Source organism: Tautonia plasticadhaerens (assembly GCF_007752535.1).
GTDB lineage: Bacteria > Planctomycetota > Planctomycetia > Isosphaerales > Isosphaeraceae > Tautonia > Tautonia plasticadhaerens.
Window position 1 is genome coordinate 7895477 of sequence record NZ_CP036426.1, and the last position, 17923, is coordinate 7913399.

Here is a 17923-nt window from a genome sequence, read left to right on the forward strand (position 1 = left end):
CTGACTCCGAGGAGGTGGACCGATGGCACCCGATTTCGAGACCCCGCAGGCCCGGCCCCCCCTCGGATCGACGCCGGACGACCCGTTCGACGACTCCCACGGCCATCCCGCCGACGAGCCCCCGGCCGAGTTCTCCGACCTGCACCTGCACCGGGCCGAGCACAAGGCCGCCGGCCCGGAGGCCGTCTACCACGCCATGAAGAAGGTCTCGCGCGAGGCCGGGCTCGTCCGGGGGCTCACCATCCTCACGAAGGTCAACCAGGCGGGCGGCTTCGACTGCCCGAGCTGCGCCTGGCCCGACCCCGAGCCCGGCGATCGCGCGAGCTTCGAGTTCTGCGAGAACGGCGCCAAGGCCGTCGCCGCCGAGACCACCACCCGCCGCGTCGACCGCGCCTTCTTCGCCCGACACTCCGTCGCCGAGCTCGCCTCCCACGGCGACGACTGGCTCGACGCCCAGGGCCGACTGGCCGAGCCGATGGCCCTTCTCCCCGGCGCCGACCACTATGAGCCGATCCCCTGGGACGACGCCTTCCGCCTGATCGCCGACGAGCTGGACGCCCTGGACTCCCCCGACGAGGCGGTCTTCTACACCTCCGGGCGTACCAGCAACGAGGCCGCATTCCTCTACCAACTGTTCGTTCGCCAGTACGGCACGAACAACCTGCCCGACTGCTCGAACCTCTGCCACGAGTCCAGCGGCGCCGCCCTGGGGATGTCGCTCGGAGTCGGCAAGGGCTCGGTCCGGCTGGAGGACTTCCGACAGGCCGACCTGATCCTGCTCGTCGGCCAGAACCCGGGCACGAACCACCCCCGGATGCTGACCACGCTCCAGGCGGCGGTCGAGCACGGCGCGAAGCTCGTCGCCATCAACCCGCTGAAGGAGGCCGGGCTCCTCGCCTTCGCCCACCCGCAGCACGTCCGGGGCATGCTCGGCATCTCGACGACGCTGGCCGACACCTATCTCCAGGTGAAGATCAACGGGGACCAGGCCCTCTTCCGGGGCCTCTGCAAGGCGCTCTTCGAGGAGGAAGCACGCAGGCCGGGCGAGGTGATCGACCGCGCCTTCGTCGACCAGTCGACGGCCGGGTTCGAGGAATATCGCCGGGCCGTCGGGGCGACCTCCTGGGACGAAATCGAGCGCCGGGGCGGCATCGACCGCCCCCGGATCGAGGCGCTGGCCCGCCGGGCCGCCGCGACCGACCGGATCATCTGCTGCTGGGCGATGGGGCTGACCCAGCACCGCAACGCGGTCGCCACGATCCGGGAGGTGGTCAACTTCCTGCTGCTCCGGGGGGCCCTCGGCAAGCCCGGCTCCGGCGTCTGCCCCGTGCGGGGGCACAGCAACGTGCAGGGGGACCGCACGATGGGCATCTGGGAGCGGATGCCCGACCGCTGGCTCGACCGCCTCGGCGCCGCCTTCGACTTCCACCCCCCCCGCCATCACGGATTCGACACCGTGCAGGCCATCTCGGCCATGCACGAGGGGCGTGCCCGCGTGTTCTTCGGCCTCGGCGGCAACTTCCTCTCGGCCAGCCCGGACACCCACTACACCTCCGAGGCGCTCCGCCGCTGCCGGCTGACGGCCCAGGTCTCGACCAAGCTCAACCGGGCCCACCTCGTCACCGGCAGGACCGCCTTGATCCTCCCCTGCCTCGGCCGGAGCGAACGTGACCTCCAGGCCGGGGGCGAGCAGTTCGTCTCGGTCGAGAACTCGATGGGGATCGTCCACCAGTCGCACGGCCCGTTTTCCCCGGCCTCGCCGCACCTGTTGAGCGAGCCGGCGATCGTCGCCCGCCTGGCCCGGGCCGTGCTGGGCGATCGGTCGACGGTCCGCTGGGAGTGGCTCGTCGAGGATTACGACCGCATCCGGGACGCGATCGGCCGGGTGGTCCCCGGCTTCGACGACTACAACGCCCGGATCCGACGGCCCGGTGGGTTCCCGCTCGACCATCCGGTCCGCGACCGGGTCTTCCCGACCCCCGACGGCAAGGCGCACTTCTCCGACGCTCCCCTCGGCGGGGTCGAGCCGGGCCCGGGGCAGCTCCTGCTCATGACGATCCGCAGCCACGACCAGTTCAATACGACCATCTACAGCCGGGACGACCGCTACCGGGGCATCCACAACGAGCGTCGGGTCGTCTTCCTGAACGCCGAGGACATGGCCGACCTCGGCGTCTCCCCGCAACAGCCGGTGGACCTGACCGGCATCGACCCGGATAGCCACGGCCGCCCCCGGGTCGCCCGGCGCTTCCTGGCGATCCCCTACGACATCCCCCGGGGCTGCGCGGCCGCGTACTTCCCCGAGGCGAACGTCCTGGTGCCGATCGACCAGACGGCGGAGGTCAGCAACACCCCGGCGTCGAAGTCGATCCTCATCACGGTCTCACCGGCAGCCCGGCCGGGCTCCTGATGCCCTGCCTCCCCCCCTGCACTCCGCATCCCGAGGAGACGCCATGCGACGCCGACCGTCGCCCGAGACCGCCTGCCTGATGGCCGTCCTGCTGCTGGTCGCCCCTCCCGCGACGGCCGAAGAGCCGATCATCCTGGCCGACTTCGAGGACACCGACTACGGCACCTGGGATGCCTCCGGCGAGGCGTTCGGCCCCGGCCCGGCCCAGGGGACGCTGCCCGGGCAGATGCACGTGGGAGGCTACCTGGGCAACGGCCTGGTCAACTCGTTCCACGGGGGGGACCGATCGAGGGGTGCGCTGACCTCGCCCGACTTCACGATCAATCGGGACTACATCTGGTTCCTCATCGGCGGGGGGGCGGGTCCGAACGAGACCTGCATCGAGCTCATCGCCGGCGCCCAGGTCGCCCGATCGGCGACCGGCCGGGGCACCGCCTCGGGGGGCTCGGAATGGCTGACGCCCCACCTCTGGGACGTCCGGGATCTGAAGGGCCAACCCGCCCGCATCCGAATCGTCGACGAACGGACCGGCGGCTGGGGGCACGTCTCCGTCGACCACATCATGCTCTGCGACGAGCCCCCCACCCTGCCGGACCAACGCCAGGAGCTGCTGGCGAGGGCCGAGGCGGCCGTCGCCGAGGCCGCCGTCCGACTCGGGGACGACCCCACCCGACCCGCCTTCCACTTCCGCCCCCCCGCGCAGTGGATGAACGACCCGAACGGGACCATCTACCACGACGGCTATTACCACCTGTTCTACCAGCACAACCCCTACGAGGACCGCTGGGGCAACATGCACTGGGGACACGCCCGGAGCCGGGACCTCGTCCGCTGGGAACACCTCCCCATTGCGCTCTGGCCCTCGCAGGAGGACGGTGAGGAGCACATCTTCTCCGGCTGCGCGGCCGTGAATGGGGAAGACGAGCTGATGCTGTTCTACACCAGCGTCGCGCCCGGCCGGCCGAATGAGCAGCGGGCGGCCCTGCCCCTGGATCCCGCCGGCCTGGCCTGGCGGAAGCACCCCGACAACCCGCTGATCACCACGAGGATGCCCGACGGCACCACCTTCGGCGACGGCATGCGCGACCCCTTCATCTTCGAGGCCGACGGCCGAACCCTCATGGTCGTGGGAGCCGACACGGAGGACGAGGCCGTCGTCCCGATCTTCGAGGCGGCCGACCCGTCGTTGGCCCGCTGGGACTACAAGGGAATCCTCTGGGGCGTCCCTAAGGACACGATGCAATTCCCCGAGTGCCCGAACTTCTTCTCGCTGGGGGGCAAGTTCGTGCTGCTGAACTCCCCCTACCGGGCGGTCGAGTACCGCGTCGGTTCGTTGGATCTGGACTCGTTGAAATTCGACGTCGAGGCGGAGGGCCGGCTCGACCACAGCCCCCAGTTCTATGCCACCAACACCGCCACCGCCCCCGACGGCCGCTGCATCCTCTTCGGCTGGGTCCGAGGGTTCCCGGACGGGCTGGGCTGGAACGGCTGCCTCGCCCTGCCCAGGGAGCTGATCATCGGCCGGGACGGCCATCCCCGGCAACGCCCGGTGCGGGAGCTGGAGGCACTCCGGGGGGAGCATCGGGGGACGACGCGCCCGGTCCGGCTCGCGACGGACGAGGAGCGGCCGATCGGCCTGCCGGGCGATCGGCTGGAGATCCGCCTCCGGTTGCAGGCAATGGGCCCGGGTGGGCCGGCGGAGAGCCGGCGGCTGGGACTCCGACTGAGGGGGCCCGGCGGCGAGAAGGTCGCGGAGGTGCTCCTCGACCACGGCACGCTCGCCGTGGCGGGCCAGACCGCGGAGATCGGGCCGATGACCGGACTGGACCTCGCCGTCTTCGTCGACAGATCGGTCCTGGAGGTCTTCGTGAACGGCGGCCGACACGTCGTCACGCGGGTCATCCCGTATCGCGGAGGCGCCTTGCAGGCCTCCGCGTTCGGCGAAGGCTGGGAGTCCGCGCTCATGGAGTTCAACGCCTGGACGCTGGACCGAATCTGGCCCGCTGCGGGCGATTAATCGGGGCCGTCTCACCCCTGGCCCTCCGACGAGTTCGAGACGGGAGGTCGGACCGCGGCGAGTCGCCCCTCGGCGGCCTCGTCAACGCAGGGGCATCACACCTCGGCACGCTGCCGACGATCGATGAATGGGGAACGCCCTCGACCTCCCTCACGGAACCCGGGGGGAGAGGTCGAGGGCGGGGGCCTGGGATCGGGTGCTCATGATCGAGGTCAAGAAAACACGACTCCCGGACGCAATCAGAAGGGACCCGAGCGGTCACTCGAACGCGTCCTGTCGTCCTTGAAGAGCTTGGTCCGGGCTTTGGAGGTGGCCCGGTCGACCCCGAAGGGGTCGGGACGATCATTGGAGCTCGTCCGATCGTCCAGGGACTCCAGGAGGCGGTCGATCTTCCGCTCCAGGTCGTCGAGCCGCTCCAGCCGCTCCTCGATCCGGGAGAGCCGTTTCTCCAGGGCGCCGCCATCGGGGCGGCCGACCACCGTGGCGGCCGAAGGCGGCGTGGGCGGGACCGGCGGGGCGGCGACATCGGCGGGAGGGGCCGGCGGCGCGGGAGGGGCCGGCGGGACGGGAGGGGCCGGGGCGTCGCCTGATCGGCGGATCACGATCCGGCGCTCACTCTGCCCGTCGGGCCGGCCGATGATCTCGTCGGTCTCGACCTCGACATCCACCTCGCCCTCGCCCTCGCCCTCGATGCGGGCGATCCCGTCGGAGTCGATCTTGACCTCGATCCGGCCCTCGACGGCCCGGGCGACGGCCTCGGCGGCGCGGGCGGCCATCTCCTCGGCCCGGCGCTGCATGTCCTCGGCCGCGGCCTCGGCCCGGCGGCGGGCGGATTCGGCCACCTCCTCGGCGCGGCCCCGGGCGACCTCGGCCACCTCCTCGGCGCGGCGTCGGGCGACCTCGGCCAATTCCCGAGCCTCGGCCCGGCGTCGGCCCGACTCGTCGGCCCGGTCCTGGCCCTCGGAGCGGGGGGACCCGGTTCGGTCGGCCTGGCCCTGGGCCTCGGCGAGCTGCTCCTTCATGCGGGCGAGCTGGACCTCCAGCTGTTCGATGGCAGCCTTCAGGGCCTCCTCCCGTTCGAGCGGCACGGCACGGATGACCCGGACTGCATCGGGGGAGTCTTGCTGGGCTCGAATCTCGACGACGACCTCGCGGCTCTCGTCGGCGTCCTTACCGTCTCGAGCGCCATCCCGAGACTCGGCGCGGTCCGACGCGTCGTCATCGTCCTGGTCCGCCACGGCGGCGGTGATGCTAGGACCGAAGCCAAGCCCGCCCTCGGGGGCGTAAACGCCAGCCAGGCCGATCGAGCCGCCGACTGCGAGCGCGGGGATCAACCCGGCGGCGAGGGTCGAGAACTTCCAGAGTGTCATGGTTCGGAGTGCTCCCTGGGCGAGGAGGAATGCGGGGGCCGAAGCCAGGCCGACGGCGGCCACCTTCGAACCGGTGGTGCCGCCGACGGCCAGGGCGACGGCCTGTTTCACGAGCGGGAGCGACGGGCTCGGGCGGCCGGTCCAGGCGGCGAGCATCGGGGACAACAGGGCGGACTGGTCCCGGAATCCCCGGTGTTCGAGCCGGGCCCGGAGGCGATCGCGCCCCCTCGCCAGCCGGCTGCGGGCCGTGCCGACGGGGATCCCCAGGCGGTCGGCCGCCTGGTCGATCGTCAGGCCGGAGAGGTAGCAGAGCACGATCGGCCGACGCTGGGCCTCGGGGAGTCGGGCGATCTCGTCGTCCAGCGCCTCCAGGGCCTCCGACTTCTCCGAGCTCGCCCCGCAAGGCGGGCCGGGGAGGTCGTCCAGCTCCGACCGTTCGGCCGACTTCCGCCGCATCTCCTGCGACCGCACCCGGCGGGAGACCCGGTGGGCGACGCCGAACAGCCAGGGGGCCAGTCGGCTGCCGTCCCGGATGTCGCCGGCGCGTCGGGCGAGGACGAGGAAGGTGGCCTGGAAGGCGTCGTCCGCGGCGTGCCGGTCGCCGAGCATCCGGCGGCAGACGCCGAGGACCATCGGCCCGAGCCGCCGGACGATCGCCTCGAAGGCCGCCTCGTCGCCGTCGGCGGCGAAGCGTTCGAGCAATTCGGCCTCGCTCAGCCCCGCCAGGCTGCCGCCCTGGAAGAGGCGGCGGAACTCGCGGAGGGCGACCGACTCGGTGCGTCGGACCATCACGCTGCTGCTCCCTCGGGAATCGGCCGGGAGGCCCTCTCGAGCCGCCGCGGCCCCGTCGCTCCCACCCGGATACTGCACCCGGGAAGGGAATCTATCCCGAATTCGCCGGGAAGACCGAGTTCTTCTCCGGAAAGCCCTCGATGACGCATCCTGGGAGAGGCCGAGACGATCCGGATCCCTCGCTTCTCGACCGTCGGGAGGGCCGATTCGAGGTGGGGTGCCTTGAACGCCGGCCCCGATCATCATTCGGGCCACCCACCCGGACTCTCATCCCCGCTCCCCACAACGGGAGAGCGCCTGCCGGAAGGCCCTGACGACCGGCCGACGGGCGTGAGGGGGTGGGCAGGCGTCGTGAGCCGGGATCAGTCGGCCGGGGAGTCGGGCCGGGCGGACTTGATGACCACGCCCCCCTTCATCACGAAGACGACCCGCCCGGTGGCCTCGATGTCCTCCGTGGGGTCGCCGGGGATGGCGACGAGGTCGGCGAGCTTGCCGGGCTCGAGGGTGCCGACCTGATCGGCCATGTCGATCAGGTCGGCGGCGGAGGAGGTGGCGGCCCGCAGTGCGGCGATCGGGTCCATGCCGAGCCCGACCATCAGGGCGAATTCGCCGGGGTTCTCGCCGTGCGGGAAGACGCCCGCGTCGGTGCCGAAGGCGATCGGCACGCCGAGCCTGATCGCATCGCGGAACATCCGATCGACGGAGTCGATCGCCGCCCTCGCCTTCTCGGCGATCTCGGGGGGGAAGTCGTCGAGCCGGTCCTCCAGCGAGTGCCCGGCCATGAGCGTGGGCACGAGATAGGTGCCTCGGTCCTTCATCATCGCGAGCGTCTCGTCGGAGAGGAACGAGCCGTGCTCGATCGAGTCGACGCCGCAGCGGATGGCGTCCTGCGCCGCCGAGTCGCCGTGGCAGTGGGCGGCGACGGTCTTGCGGAGGCGGTGGGCCTCGTCGATCAGGGCGGTCATCTCCTCGACGGTCAACTGCGGCGTGTCGACCTCGTCGCCGGGCGAGAGGACGCCGCCGGAGGCGTGGAACTTGATCACGTCGGCGCCGTACTTGACCCGATGACGGACGGCGTCCCGGAATCCGTCGGCCCCGACCGCGATCCCCTCGTCGCGGCCCGTCTGATCGTCGCCGAAGGCGTCGTGGCGGAAGCCGGTGACGTCGCCGTGGCCCCCCCGGGCGCCGAGGCTGCCGGCCGAGACGAGCATCCGGGGCCCGATCACAAGGCCCGCGTCGATCCCATTGCGCAGACCGACATCAATGTAATCGCCGGCCCCCACGTCCCGGACGGTGGTGAACCCGGCCTCGATCGTCCTGCGGGCGTGCTGGGCCGCGTACAGGGTCTGCTCGGGGACCTCGCGTCTCAGGCCCCGGACGATGATCGCGTTGAAGTCCGCGTCGAGCTGGTCGGAGAGATGGGTGTGGCAGTCGATGAACCCGGGGGAGAGGGTGGCGTCCCCCAGGTCGATCACCTCGGCGTCCTCGGGGATCTCGGCGTCGGGGCCGACGGCGACGACCCGACTGCCCTCGACGACGACGAGGCCCGGCTCGACGAGGCGGTCGGAGGTGCCGTCGAACAGGCGGGCGGCCTTGACCACGAGGGGACGGTCCCCCCCGTCTCCCTCCTGGAAGGCGGGTGTGAGCAGGGCAAGCCCGAGGGCGATGGGAAGTGCGGATGACATGGGGGGTCACTCTCGGGGGATGGGAAGGGTCGGCGATCCGCCGGGCGAATCTAGCCGATCCGAGTGGGCCGGGCCACGGACTGCCTCCGGGGAGGGCGGCGGGGGATCAGGAGAGCTTGATCCGCAGGCCCAGCTCCCGCTTCATCGCCAGCAAGGCCTCGGCGTTGCCCCGGGCGTCGTCGAGCGGGTCGTGGGTGTGGGGCGTCTTGCGCAGGTGCTTGAACGACTGGAACACGTCCTTGACCATCCCCTTGTACAGGCTACCCAGGTGGGTAGACGAGTGGCCGAACGGGTTCTCGCCGAGGAAATGGTGGAAGTACCAGTTGACGAACTGCCAGTCGAATCCGGCGTTGTCGCTGACGAACATGGGGCGGTCTCGGTTGACCCGTTCGATCCAGTCCCGGAAGCGGGCCATGACGACCTCGGGCGGCTCGAACGCGAGCGTCTGCTCGCGAGTATGGCCCGAGACGGCCAGGGCCGAGGGGATCCAGCGGTCGGAGATGGGGCGGATCAGGGCGCGGAAGGTGCGGTCCAGCGCCGGGTCGACGATGATGGCGCCGAGGGCGATCATCGAGTAGTCCCCCGGGATCGGGCCGTCGGCCTCGACGTCGACCATGAAGTAGGACATGAAATCGGTCCTCCGCTCGGGCCGGGCGGGACGGGACGGGACGGGGTCCCACCCGGCGACCGGCAATCACTCGCATTCGTGTTCGCCCCCCTCGTCCTCCTCGCCCGCTCCATCCTCATCGTCGACGGGGGAGAGGACTGGGGAAGGCATGGGAGAGTCTACTCCCTCGACGGATCCCCGGTCGGCGCCCCGGGCGATGGCGTTGCCGACCCCGTCAGGTTCGATTCGGGCGGGGAGTTGCTCGGAGGTGGCCGGCCCGGGCTCGGGTCGGACGGAGTGGGTCCATGGCTCGGGCGGTGGCGTCGGCCCGGATCGACCTCGAGGACGGCCTGCTCATCTTCGTCGAGGTCGAGCCGCCCCCGGGTTCAGGTCGTCGGGCCGAACCGGCCCCGAGCCTCGTCACTCGGCCGGGGCGTGATCGGGGAAGTGCGGGGACGGCTCGAGGTGCACGAGCACGTCCCGGAGCGTGGGGAAGGCCCGGAGCAGGCGATCCTTGACCCGATGGCCGATCCGGTGGCCCTCGGCGATGGTGAGCCCCGGGTCGATCTCCAGGTGGAGATCGGCGAAGAATTCGAGCCCGGACTTCCGGACCCAGAGCGTCTCCACCCCGAGCACATCCGGGTCGGCCAGGGCCTCGGCCTCGATCCGGGAGACGAAGGCGCCCTCGGCCTGGGCGTCCATCAGCTCATGGGCGCTGTCCCAGACGAGGGAGAAGGCCGATCGGAGGATGATCGCCACCACGACCAGCGCCGCCAACTCGTCGGCGAACAGGTAGCGCGGCCCCCCCCAGCGGACCATCGCCAGGCCGACCAGCACGGCCAGGGCGCTGAAGGCGTCGGCCCGGTGGTCCCAGGCGTGGGCCATCAGGGCTCGGGAGCCGGTCCGCTGCCCGATCCGGATCTTGTAGCGGAACAGGACCTCCTTGATGACCACGTTCGCCCCGGCGATCCAGAGCGTCCAGCCCGGCGAGACCTCGTGAGCCAGCGGCAGCCGTCGGATCGCCTCGGCGCCGACCAGCAGCGCCGAGCCGAGCACGAGCAACGAGACGCTCAGCCCCGCGATCGCCTCCGCCCGGGTGTGGCCGTAGGGGTGCTCCGGGTCGGGCGGGCGCTGGGCCAAACGCAGCGCGAACAGGACGACCAGCGACGTGACCACGTCTCCCAGGGAGTTGACCGCGTCGGAGACCAGCGCGAACGAATGGCCGACCAGCCCCCCGGCCAGCTTCGCCAGCCCGAGGCCGGTGTTGACCGCCAGGCCGAGCACGGCCGCGTTGACCACCTCGCGATACAAGGCGGCCCGGGACCGTTCCCGCTGGGCCAGCGGCCCCTCGTCCCCACCGCCCTGCCGCCTCATCCGATCCCGCCCGTCACCATGCGTCCCCCCCCCGGCCCGACCAACCCCGGCGTCGCCCCGCCCCTCGGGGGGATCGGAACGATTCTCGCCCGTTCCGGCGCGTCTCGGAACCTCAATCCGACCCGGAACCGGATCCGGAGAGGACGCCGCCCGCCCGCGTGATCTGCGGGCGGGCGAGTGCGGCCCCCATCCTCGGGCAGACGCTCAGGGCATGGGCGGCCGCACGGTGGGGGAGGGCACGGGGTCGGTGATCGGGTCGGGCGCGGGCGCCGGCCGGGGGTCGGGGGTGACCCGGGGCAATGGATCGAGCTCGGGCTCCGGCTCCACCTCCGGCAACGGGGGCCGCACCGTCGGGTCGGCCGGGGAGGCCGATCCGGGGACGACGACCTCCGCCCGATCGGGTGCGACCAGCTCGCTGACGACCTGCGAGACGCCCAAGGTCGACGCCGCCAGGGCGACGGCCCGATCGGCGGCCTCCGCGCTGGGCACGCTCCCCCGGAGCAAGACCACGCCGCCGGGCCGGGACTCCAGATACAGCCGGGAGCCGGCCAGCTGCTTGTCCCAGTGCAGTCGGCTGTAGACCCGGGCGATCACCTCCATCGACTCGACGGCCCCCCTGGTCCGGGCGAAGGCCGTCCTCAGGCCCCGCTCGACGGCCCGGCCGGCCGTGTCGAGCGCCCCGCCCACGACCTCCCCGACCTGCTCCGCCGGGCCGTCGGGCCGGAGGAGCTGGGCGTTCCCGGTCGAGGCCGGCACGAGCATCCCGGCGAGGGTCACTGTCAGGCAGGTCACGGCGCCGAATCGCGTGCGGGTCCGCATCGTCGCATCCTCTTTTCTCATCATGCAGGCTCGGGGTCCGGGTTCGATCGCGACGGGTCGCCTCCCGACGGGCCGGGCAGGACGAAGCATCAATACCCATCGCTCGGGTCGGAGTCGAGCCGGATTGTCCGATTCGAGAGGTGTGTGTCGTGGTGGGCCGGGCTCGACGCTTGATCCACCGCAAGCCCCATGCCAGGTCCCCCCCGGGTGTCGGAGGGCGGGCCGCAACGGCCCCGGGGGGCCGTTGCGGCCGGGGTCGTCGTCAGCGATCGAGGGGCGACGACGGCGGCGGGCCGTCGAGCCTCCGGACCTGGACGAGGTTGTCGAAGAACGTCGCGCCGCCTCCCATGTCGGTGAGGGCGGACGAGGTGGTGGCGTTGACTCCCGAGCCCCCCGGGACGAGCCTCGACCAGTAGATGCCCGGGCTCGTCGCCGACCCCGACCTCACGGCCCCGGTCAGGGCCACCCGGGCGACGAACCGGCCCCGGTCATTGAAGACCTCGGCCCAGTCCCCCTCGGCCATCCCCCGCGAGGCGGCGTCCTCGGCCGAGAGCTCGATCGTCGGGTCGCCGGCGGCCTTGCGGTGGGACTCGGAGTTGGCGAACGTCGAGTTGAGGAACTGCGGCCGAGGCGGGCTGAGGAGCTGGATCGGGAACCGGGAGGCAAGCTCGGGCCGGGTCTGAGGGTCCTCGTGCGGCGGGACGAAGGAGGGCAGCGGGTCGAGCCCGTCGGCCTCCATCCGCGCCGAGTACAGCTCGCACTTTCCCGATGGGGTGGGGAAGACGCCGTCGGCGAACGGGCGATAGTCGTCGGGGAGGTCCAGGCGGATCGACCCGGCCTCCTTCAGCCGATCCGGCGCGATGCCGGCCAGGGCCGGGCCCCCGTCGAGGGCCTGACGCATCAGCGTCTCGTCGTCCGGGAACAGTTCGGGAGCGAACCCGAGCCGGGCGGCGAGGGCCCGGAAGACGTCGGCGTTCGACCGGCTCTCGCCCATCGGGGCGATCGCCCGGGGGTTGTGCATGACGAAGTGGTGGCCGTAGGACGTGTGGATGTCCTCGTGTTCCAGCTGCGAGGTGGCCGGCAGCACCACGTCGGCGTAGTCGACCGTGTCGGTCGGGAACAGCTCGTGGACGACGGTGAACAGGTCCTCTCGGAGAAATCCCTCGACCACCTTCCCCTGGTCCGGCGCCACGGCGGCCGGGTTGCAGTTGTAGACGTACAGGGCCCGGACCGGGGGGCCGGGCAGCTCGCCGAGCAGCGCCTCGCCCAGCCGATTCATGTTGATCGACCTCGTGCCGGGAGGGGACAGGTCGGGGCGGGTGAGGGCCATCGAGTTGAGCCCGTAGGTGCCGCTGGTCGACAGCAGCACGCCGCCGCCCCGATGGCGCCAGGCGCCGACGATCGCCGGCAGGCAGGCGATCGTCCGGACGGCCATCCCGCCCCCGCCGTGCCGCTGGAGCCCGTAGTTCACCCGGATCAGCGACGGGTGCTCGGTCGCATACCGCCGGGCCAGGGCCTCGATCTCCTCGGCGGCGACGCCGGTGATCTCCGACACCCGATCCGGCGGATACTCGTCCAAGGCCCGATCTCGGAGCCGATCGGCCCCGACGGTGCCCCGGTCGAGGTAGTCCTGGTCCTGCAAAAGGTCGCGCCAGATGACGTGCATCAGGCCCAGCGCCAGGGCGGCGTCGGTGCCGGGGCGGGGCTGCAGGTGCCAGTCGGAGCGTCGGGCGGTGGGGCTCCTGTAGGGGTCGATGGTGACGATCGTCGCGCCCCGCCGCTTGCGGGCCTCGATCATCAGGCTCCAGAGGTGGCTGTTGGTGTTCGCCGTGTTCGAGCCCCAGTTGATGACCAGCCGGCAGTCGACCGCCCCCATCGGGTCGGCGCCGAGGCGTCCGGCCCCCATCGTGTACTCGTAGCCCACCCCCCCGGCGGTGGCGCAGATCGTCCGGTCGAGCTTCGAGGCGCCGAGGAGGTGGAAGAAGCGGCGGTCCAGGCTCTCGGCCTGGATCTTCCCCATCGTGCCGTAATAGCTGTACGGCAGGATCGCCTGCGGCCCGTCGGGTGACCCGGCGACGGACCGGAACCGCTCGGCGATCAGGTCGATCGCCTCGTCCCAGCCGATCCGCTCGAACCGCCCCCGGCCCGGGCCCTTCGGGCCGACCCGACGCATCGGGTGCATCAGCCGATCGGGGCTGTAGACCCGGTCGAGGTACCTCGCCATCTTTTGGCAGAGGAACCCCCGGGTGAACGGGTGGTCGCGATCACCCCTCAGGTCGACCGCGACGCCGTCCCGCACGGTGACGACCATGCTGCACGTGTCCGGGCAGTCGAGCGGGCAGACGTTCTTGACGACGGTCAGCGGGGCGGTAGCCAAGGGGGCCGGTCTCCGATGGGAAGTTCGAGGGCTCGATGCCCCGTGGTCGGGAAGGCCCGAGCCGGGAGTCGACTCCGGGAGATCCGAGCTGATCAGGAGGCGATCGGCCGGACCGGGGGCTCGGGCCCCCGGCGCTCGGCATCCCGGACCGACCGCAGCAGGATCCCGCCGGCCAGGGCGGCTCCCACGATCGGGAGGATCCAGGTGAGGGTGAGCATCGACACATAAAGCAGTTCGACCAGGACCGAACCGGACGCCCGAAACGTCGCCTCCACCAGGGGCCACCAGAGGCGCTCGGCCCGGACATGGTAGCCGTACCAGAATTCACCGAGCGGGGAGCCGGGCGAGGACCGGCCCGCGAGGTACGACCCGGCCGCGATGCCGCCCCCCCAGAGGAAGCCGAGCCAGAACTCCCGGGCCCGGCCCCGTCCCCGAACGGCGAGCAAACCCCCGAAGTTGAACGCCAGCAGCAGCACGGCCCCCCCGATCCGCAACTCGAGCCCATGGCCGGCGATCATGGCCCGGACGGCCCCGAGGTCCGCGGCGAGCACCCCCACCGCGATCATCATCTGACCGATCTGGAACCGGAACCGCCACATCCGGCACGCCCCCAGGCCCGGGTCGTCGCCCCGCCTCACTCCCTGCCGGTCCACGCTCGCACAGCACGAGGGCCGAGACAAGGAGAATGCCGGCCCATCCGCCCCCCCGATCCGGGGGTGACAGCCCCCCATCCCCGCCGACACCCCCGGGCCCCGGGACGTTCGCCCGCTTGCCTGAGGATCGCCCCGCGCCCAGAATAGCCCCATGAACGATCCCCCCTGGCGAATCGCGATCGAACGGGCATTGACCCTCCAGGGCCACGACCCGGCCTCTCGCTGGGTGCAACTGGCGACCGTCGCCCTCGACGGGGCGCCGGCGGTGAGGACGGTCGTCTTCCGGGGGTTCCTGCCGGGCGCCGACACGCTCGAATTCACCACCGATCTCCGCAGCGCCAAGGCCGAGCAGCTCGCCGAGGATTCCCGGGCCGAGGCCTGCTGGCTGTTCCGGGAGAGCCGGGAGCAATTCCGCCTGGCCGGGCGGCTCCGGCTGGTCGCCGAGGACCACCCCGAGGCCGACCTGGCCGCAGCCCGGCTCGCGAGATGGGGGGAGGCGCCGACCTCGACCCGCCTGAGCTTCTCCTGGCCCGACCCCGGCGCCCCCCGGGCCGAGCCCAGGCGGTTCCGCGTCCCGGCCCCCGAGCCCGACCGCCCCCCGCCCACCTTCGCCCTGCTGCTGCTGGAGCCCGACCGGGTCGACCACCTGGACCTCCGCCCCGATCCCCACGCCCGGATCCGCTACCACCGCCCCGGAGGACCAGGCGGCAGGGCCCCCTGGGAGGCGGTCGAGGTCAACCCCTGAGCCCGGAGGAGCCCTATCGTGCTCCCCTCGGGCAGCACCCCGAGGCCGAGGCCGAGCGGCTCCGCAGGCCGATCAGCGCCCGGGCGTCTGCGGGCGCTCGTCTTCGTCGACCGAGACCCCGTCCATGATCTCCTCGACCCGGGACTCTCCGAAGACTCGGATGACCTCGGCCCGGAGGCGGTCGAGATCCTCGGCCGAATCGACTTCCCCGGACAGGGATGCCGCCCCGATCGACAGTTCCTCGATCTCGACCCCGGAGAACGCGGGATCGGCGGCGAGGATCGGCTTGAGGAGCGCCCGATCGTCGAGAAATCGGCGATGGTAGGCGTTCGTCTCGCCCTGCAGGCCGCCGACCGCCCAGCCAATCCCGAACGAGACGGCCAGGGCCCCGAGCAGGGCGGCCACGCGCGATAGCCGGCCGATCATGCCGGCGCCCCTCCTCGATCGAGCCGCTCCATCAGCAACCGCAAGTACGAGCGCACCTCGACCTGATCGGCCCCCAGGCCGAGCCGGCCGGCCAGCTCCAGGACGTATTGCTGGGCCTCGGGAAGGTCCGCCGGCCCGTGGGCGATCGCCTCGACCTCGGCGAAGACCCCGAGGCCGTCGACCGTGTCGAGCCCCACCTGCATGGGCCTCCCCTCGAAGCTCAGGCGGTAGCCGATGCGCGTCTTCCGCACCGTCGCCACCGGGCGGAAGCCGAGGTTGACGAACAGCCGCTCCATCCGGGCCAGGGAGTCGGCGCCGGCCTCGTAGGTCAGCTCCAGCTCCTCCCGGGTCTTGGTCGGGCCCGCGAGCTTCGGCCCCTTGTACGTGACCCGGTTCTCCGCCCCATCGCGGCGGAGTCGGAGCGCCTCGTCCGTCTCACGGAAGTCGCGGGACGGGTGCGACAAATAAATATCCTCTTGTTCGACCGCTTCCCCCGCCTGCCCCCCCAGCTCCGCCAGGAGACGCGCTAGCGCCGCGTGGTCGGCCCCCCGGAACTTCATCTCGACCTCGAACGGGCTCATCGTCAATGCTCCGGAACATGCCTGCATGATGAGGGATCGAGATGGGCGGATACGCGGCAGCCTATCCCTCCCCCCCCGGCCGGTCAACCGCCCCCCCGGCCGGGACTCGACTTCGGGCCTCCCGCCTCCTACGATTCCCCCACACATCCGACAGTTGTCCCAGGGGCCCCGGACGCGGGGAGCCCCCGGGGCGGTCGACCGACCGATCGGGCCTTCCCACCCGTCTCCCGAACCGATCGAGGCTTGAGGATCATGAACGCCGACGCCCCCCGACCGCCGCAGCAGGCCCGACTCCGGGGCCCAGGGCTGGGACCTCGCGGCCTGATGCGATGGGTCTACACGAGCAACCCCTTCTACGTCATCAGCGCCGGGCTGGTCTTCCTCGGGCTGCGAGCCTCCTTCGACGCGAGGGGGCCGGCCGTCGAGACCGGGGCCTTGATGGTCGGCCTGGCCTCCTACACCCTCCTGCTGGCGGCCACGGCGGTGTTCCTGGTGCGACGGGGCAAGGTCTGGGACGACGTGAGGACGGTCCTCCTGCTCGTCGTCCTCATGTTCCTGGCCACCTCGGTTGCCTTCGACGAGACGCTCGCCGGCAGCCCGGCGACGGGGGGGACGCTGTACCTGGTCGGCCTCGGATTCGCCATGCTCGTCAGCGAGTCGGTGCTCCGGAGGCTCGGGCTCGGGCTGAGGGCGTGGTATCGCCTGCCCTATCACCTGATGCTCGCGCTCTTCTTCCTCTACCCGATCGGCCTGGCGACCCGGGTCGGCCGCCCCGACGACCCGGGCCTGATGTGGGCCCTCTTCGGCTTCTCGCCGATGGCGGGGCTGGCCTGCCTGGCCCTGCTGCCGGCGGCGAGGCGAGGCCCGCCCTACGCCGAGAAGGACGGCAGCCCCTGGCGATGGCCCCTCTACCCCTGGGTCCTGTTCGGCCTTCTCGCCGCGGCGGCCTGCGCCCGGTCCTACTCGCTCTGCGTGTCGTTCCACTTCGTGATGGAGGACCGGTCGATCTTCGGTCCCTATTTCCTCGTGCCCGTCCTGATGCCCTGCGCGGTCCTGCTGCTGGAACTGGGCCGATCGAGCCGAGGCAAGGGGGCGGGCCGGGTCTCCACGACCCTGGCCCTGCTGGCCCCGATCGGCCTGCTGGCCCTGGCGATGCTCGGCCACGACCGGCCGGACCCGGTCTACCATCGGTTCCTCTCCGAGTTCCGGGGCCGGCTCGGGGGCACCCCGGCCTTCCTCACCCTGCTGGGCGCCCTGCCCCTCTACATCCTGGCGATCCGACGCCGGGTCCCCGGCGGGCTCGACGCCCTGTCCCTGGCCCTGGTGGCCCTGGCGGTCGTCGGGCCGACGACCCTGGACCTCGACTCGCTCTCCCCCGCTCGGCCGATGCCGTTGGCGCTGGCATCGCTGGTCCAGGCGATCCCGGCGATCCGGCGCCGGGACGAGGCCCGAGGGCTGATCGCCTCGGCCTTCGCGATCGGTTCGGTCGCCTCGGCGATGCCCGACTCGGCACCGGGGGCGCTCCCGGTGATCGTCGCGGCCCACCTGGCGTTGCTCGCGGCGATGGGGTTCGGCCTGCGGCCGGGGGATCTCGGCGGACTGTCGCGCGACCTCGCCCTGGCGATGATCCCGATGCTCGGGCTGGCCTGGCTCTCCGGCGGCTTCGCCAACCTGTTCGACCGGCTCGGGCCGGCGGCCGACGCGTGCTACCTGCCGGCGCTGGCGTGCCTGTCCGGATCGTACGCGGCGATCGGCGGCGGCCGGCCGTTCTCCCGGGCGGCGGTGATCCTGCTGGCGGGCTGGTCGCTCCTCTACGGGGCCCGATGGTATCTCGCCCTGCGTCGGTTCGTCCCCGGGCTCGACCAGATCATGCTCGGCCTGCTCTCGTTCCTGGTCGCGACGCTGATCAGCCTGGCCAAGGCCGGCCTCCTGCCCCGGCGGAGGCCGCCGGGCTGCCTCGCCCTGCCCGGGGAATCCGAGGGCCCGCCTCGGGGCCCCTCGGGCTGCCCTTGATCCGGCCCGACAGCCATGGACTCGGGGATCGAGGCCCGGGGGACTCCTCCGATC

At 72.0% G+C, this 17923-nt stretch carries 13 protein-coding genes; 4 read left to right on the plus strand and 9 right to left on the minus strand.

The genetic code is table 11. The features are described 5' to 3' along the window. Positions 1-22: 22 nt before the first annotated feature. Together ElP_RS31415 and ElP_RS31420 are read left to right on the plus strand one after the other, a co-directional pair. Positions 23-2410 (plus strand): FdhF/YdeP family oxidoreductase, encoded by a 2388-nt coding sequence (locus tag ElP_RS31415; RefSeq protein ID WP_145277003.1) that lies wholly within the window; start codon positions 23-25, stop codon positions 2408-2410. A gap of 43 nt (positions 2411-2453) precedes the next feature. After that, positions 2454-4427 carry a glycoside hydrolase family 32 protein gene (locus ElP_RS31420; RefSeq protein ID WP_145277004.1) on the plus strand — a complete coding sequence of 658 codons (1974 nt, stop codon included), beginning with the start codon at positions 2454-2456 and terminating at the stop codon, positions 4425-4427. Between the two features lie 239 nt (positions 4428-4666). Here the strand turns inward: ElP_RS31420 and ElP_RS31425 are convergent, their stop codons facing one another. The 7 genes from ElP_RS31425 to ElP_RS31455 form a co-directional block, all read right to left on the minus strand. After that, the gene (locus ElP_RS31425; RefSeq protein ID WP_197446520.1) at positions 4667-6586 is read right to left on the minus strand and encodes an RNA polymerase sigma factor; all 1920 of its coding nucleotides are present in this window, start codon (positions 6584-6586) and stop codon (positions 4667-4669) included. Positions 6587-6951: 365 nt separating this feature from the next. Then, positions 6952-8274 (minus strand): metal-dependent hydrolase family protein, encoded by a 1323-nt coding sequence (locus tag ElP_RS31430; protein WP_145277008.1) that lies wholly within the window; start codon positions 8272-8274, stop codon positions 6952-6954. Between the two features lie 106 nt (positions 8275-8380). Further along, positions 8381-8902: a 3'-5' exonuclease gene (locus ElP_RS31435; protein WP_145277010.1), complete on the minus strand. Its 522-nt coding sequence runs from the start codon at positions 8900-8902 to the stop codon at positions 8381-8383. Positions 8903-9301: 399 nt separating this feature from the next. Beyond that, the gene (locus ElP_RS31440; protein WP_197446521.1) at positions 9302-10255 is read right to left on the minus strand and encodes a cation diffusion facilitator family transporter; all 954 of its coding nucleotides are present in this window, start codon (positions 10253-10255) and stop codon (positions 9302-9304) included. A 204-nt stretch (positions 10256-10459) separates the two neighbouring features. Then, positions 10460-11074 carry a BON domain-containing protein gene (locus ElP_RS31445; RefSeq protein WP_231749334.1) on the minus strand — a complete coding sequence of 205 codons (615 nt, stop codon included), beginning with the start codon at positions 11072-11074 and terminating at the stop codon, positions 10460-10462. Positions 11075-11336: 262 nt separating this feature from the next. Then, positions 11337-13451 carry a molybdopterin-containing oxidoreductase family protein gene (locus tag ElP_RS31450; RefSeq protein WP_145277012.1) on the minus strand — a complete coding sequence of 705 codons (2115 nt, stop codon included), beginning with the start codon at positions 13449-13451 and terminating at the stop codon, positions 11337-11339. A gap of 92 nt (positions 13452-13543) precedes the next feature. Further along, positions 13544-14104, minus strand: coding sequence for a hypothetical protein (locus ElP_RS31455; RefSeq protein ID WP_145277014.1), 561 nt, complete (start codon positions 14102-14104; stop codon positions 13544-13546). 151 nt (positions 14105-14255) lie between these two features. On the opposite strand from ElP_RS31455, the gene ElP_RS31460 reads away from it, so the two are divergent. Then, positions 14256-14849 (plus strand): pyridoxamine 5'-phosphate oxidase family protein, encoded by a 594-nt coding sequence (locus tag ElP_RS31460; protein ID WP_145277016.1) that lies wholly within the window; start codon positions 14256-14258, stop codon positions 14847-14849. A gap of 72 nt (positions 14850-14921) precedes the next feature. Here the strand turns inward: ElP_RS31460 and ElP_RS31465 are convergent, their stop codons facing one another. Together ElP_RS31465 and cyaB are read right to left on the minus strand one after the other, a co-directional pair. Further along, positions 14922-15275 carry a hypothetical protein gene (locus tag ElP_RS31465; RefSeq protein ID WP_145277017.1) on the minus strand — a complete coding sequence of 118 codons (354 nt, stop codon included), beginning with the start codon at positions 15273-15275 and terminating at the stop codon, positions 14922-14924. After that, complete coding sequence (cyaB, locus tag ElP_RS31470) at positions 15272-15856, minus strand: class IV adenylate cyclase (protein ID WP_231749335.1); 585 nt, start codon at positions 15854-15856, stop codon at positions 15272-15274. The genes ElP_RS31465 and cyaB overlap by 4 nt, the downstream gene beginning before the upstream one ends. A 252-nt stretch (positions 15857-16108) precedes the next feature. Between cyaB and ElP_RS31475 the strand changes: the two genes are divergently transcribed. After that, positions 16109-17869, plus strand: a complete 1761-nt coding sequence (locus ElP_RS31475) for a hypothetical protein (protein WP_145277021.1) — start codon at positions 16109-16111, stop codon at positions 17867-17869. The last annotated feature ends 54 nt before the right edge of the window (positions 17870-17923 follow it).

What these genes read in the sequence shown, in the direction of transcription:
- ElP_RS31415 (WP_145277003.1), top strand. Translation starts at nt 23, where the DNA reads ATGGCACCCGATTTCGAGACCCCGCAGGCCCGGCCCCCCCTCGGATCG.
- ElP_RS31420 (WP_145277004.1), top strand. Translation starts at nt 2,454, where the DNA reads ATGCGACGCCGACCGTCGCCCGAGACCGCCTGCCTGATGGCCGTCCTG.
- ElP_RS31425 (WP_197446520.1), bottom strand. Translation starts at nt 6,586, where the DNA reads ATGGTCCGACGCACCGAGTCGGTCGCCCTCCGCGAGTTCCGCCGCCTC.
- ElP_RS31430 (WP_145277008.1), bottom strand. Translation starts at nt 8,274, where the DNA reads ATGTCATCCGCACTTCCCATCGCCCTCGGGCTTGCCCTGCTCACACCC.
- ElP_RS31435 (WP_145277010.1), bottom strand. Translation starts at nt 8,902, where the DNA reads ATGTCCTACTTCATGGTCGACGTCGAGGCCGACGGCCCGATCCCGGGG.
- ElP_RS31440 (WP_197446521.1), bottom strand. Translation starts at nt 10,255, where the DNA reads ATGAGGCGGCAGGGCGGTGGGGACGAGGGGCCGCTGGCCCAGCGGGAA.
- ElP_RS31445 (WP_231749334.1), bottom strand. Translation starts at nt 11,074, where the DNA reads ATGCGGACCCGCACGCGATTCGGCGCCGTGACCTGCCTGACAGTGACC.
- ElP_RS31460 (WP_145277016.1), top strand. Translation starts at nt 14,256, where the DNA reads ATGAACGATCCCCCCTGGCGAATCGCGATCGAACGGGCATTGACCCTC.
- ElP_RS31465 (WP_145277017.1), bottom strand. Translation starts at nt 15,275, where the DNA reads ATGATCGGCCGGCTATCGCGCGTGGCCGCCCTGCTCGGGGCCCTGGCC.
- cyaB (WP_231749335.1), bottom strand. Translation starts at nt 15,856, where the DNA reads ATGAGCCCGTTCGAGGTCGAGATGAAGTTCCGGGGGGCCGACCACGCG.
- ElP_RS31475 (WP_145277021.1), top strand. Translation starts at nt 16,109, where the DNA reads ATGAACGCCGACGCCCCCCGACCGCCGCAGCAGGCCCGACTCCGGGGC.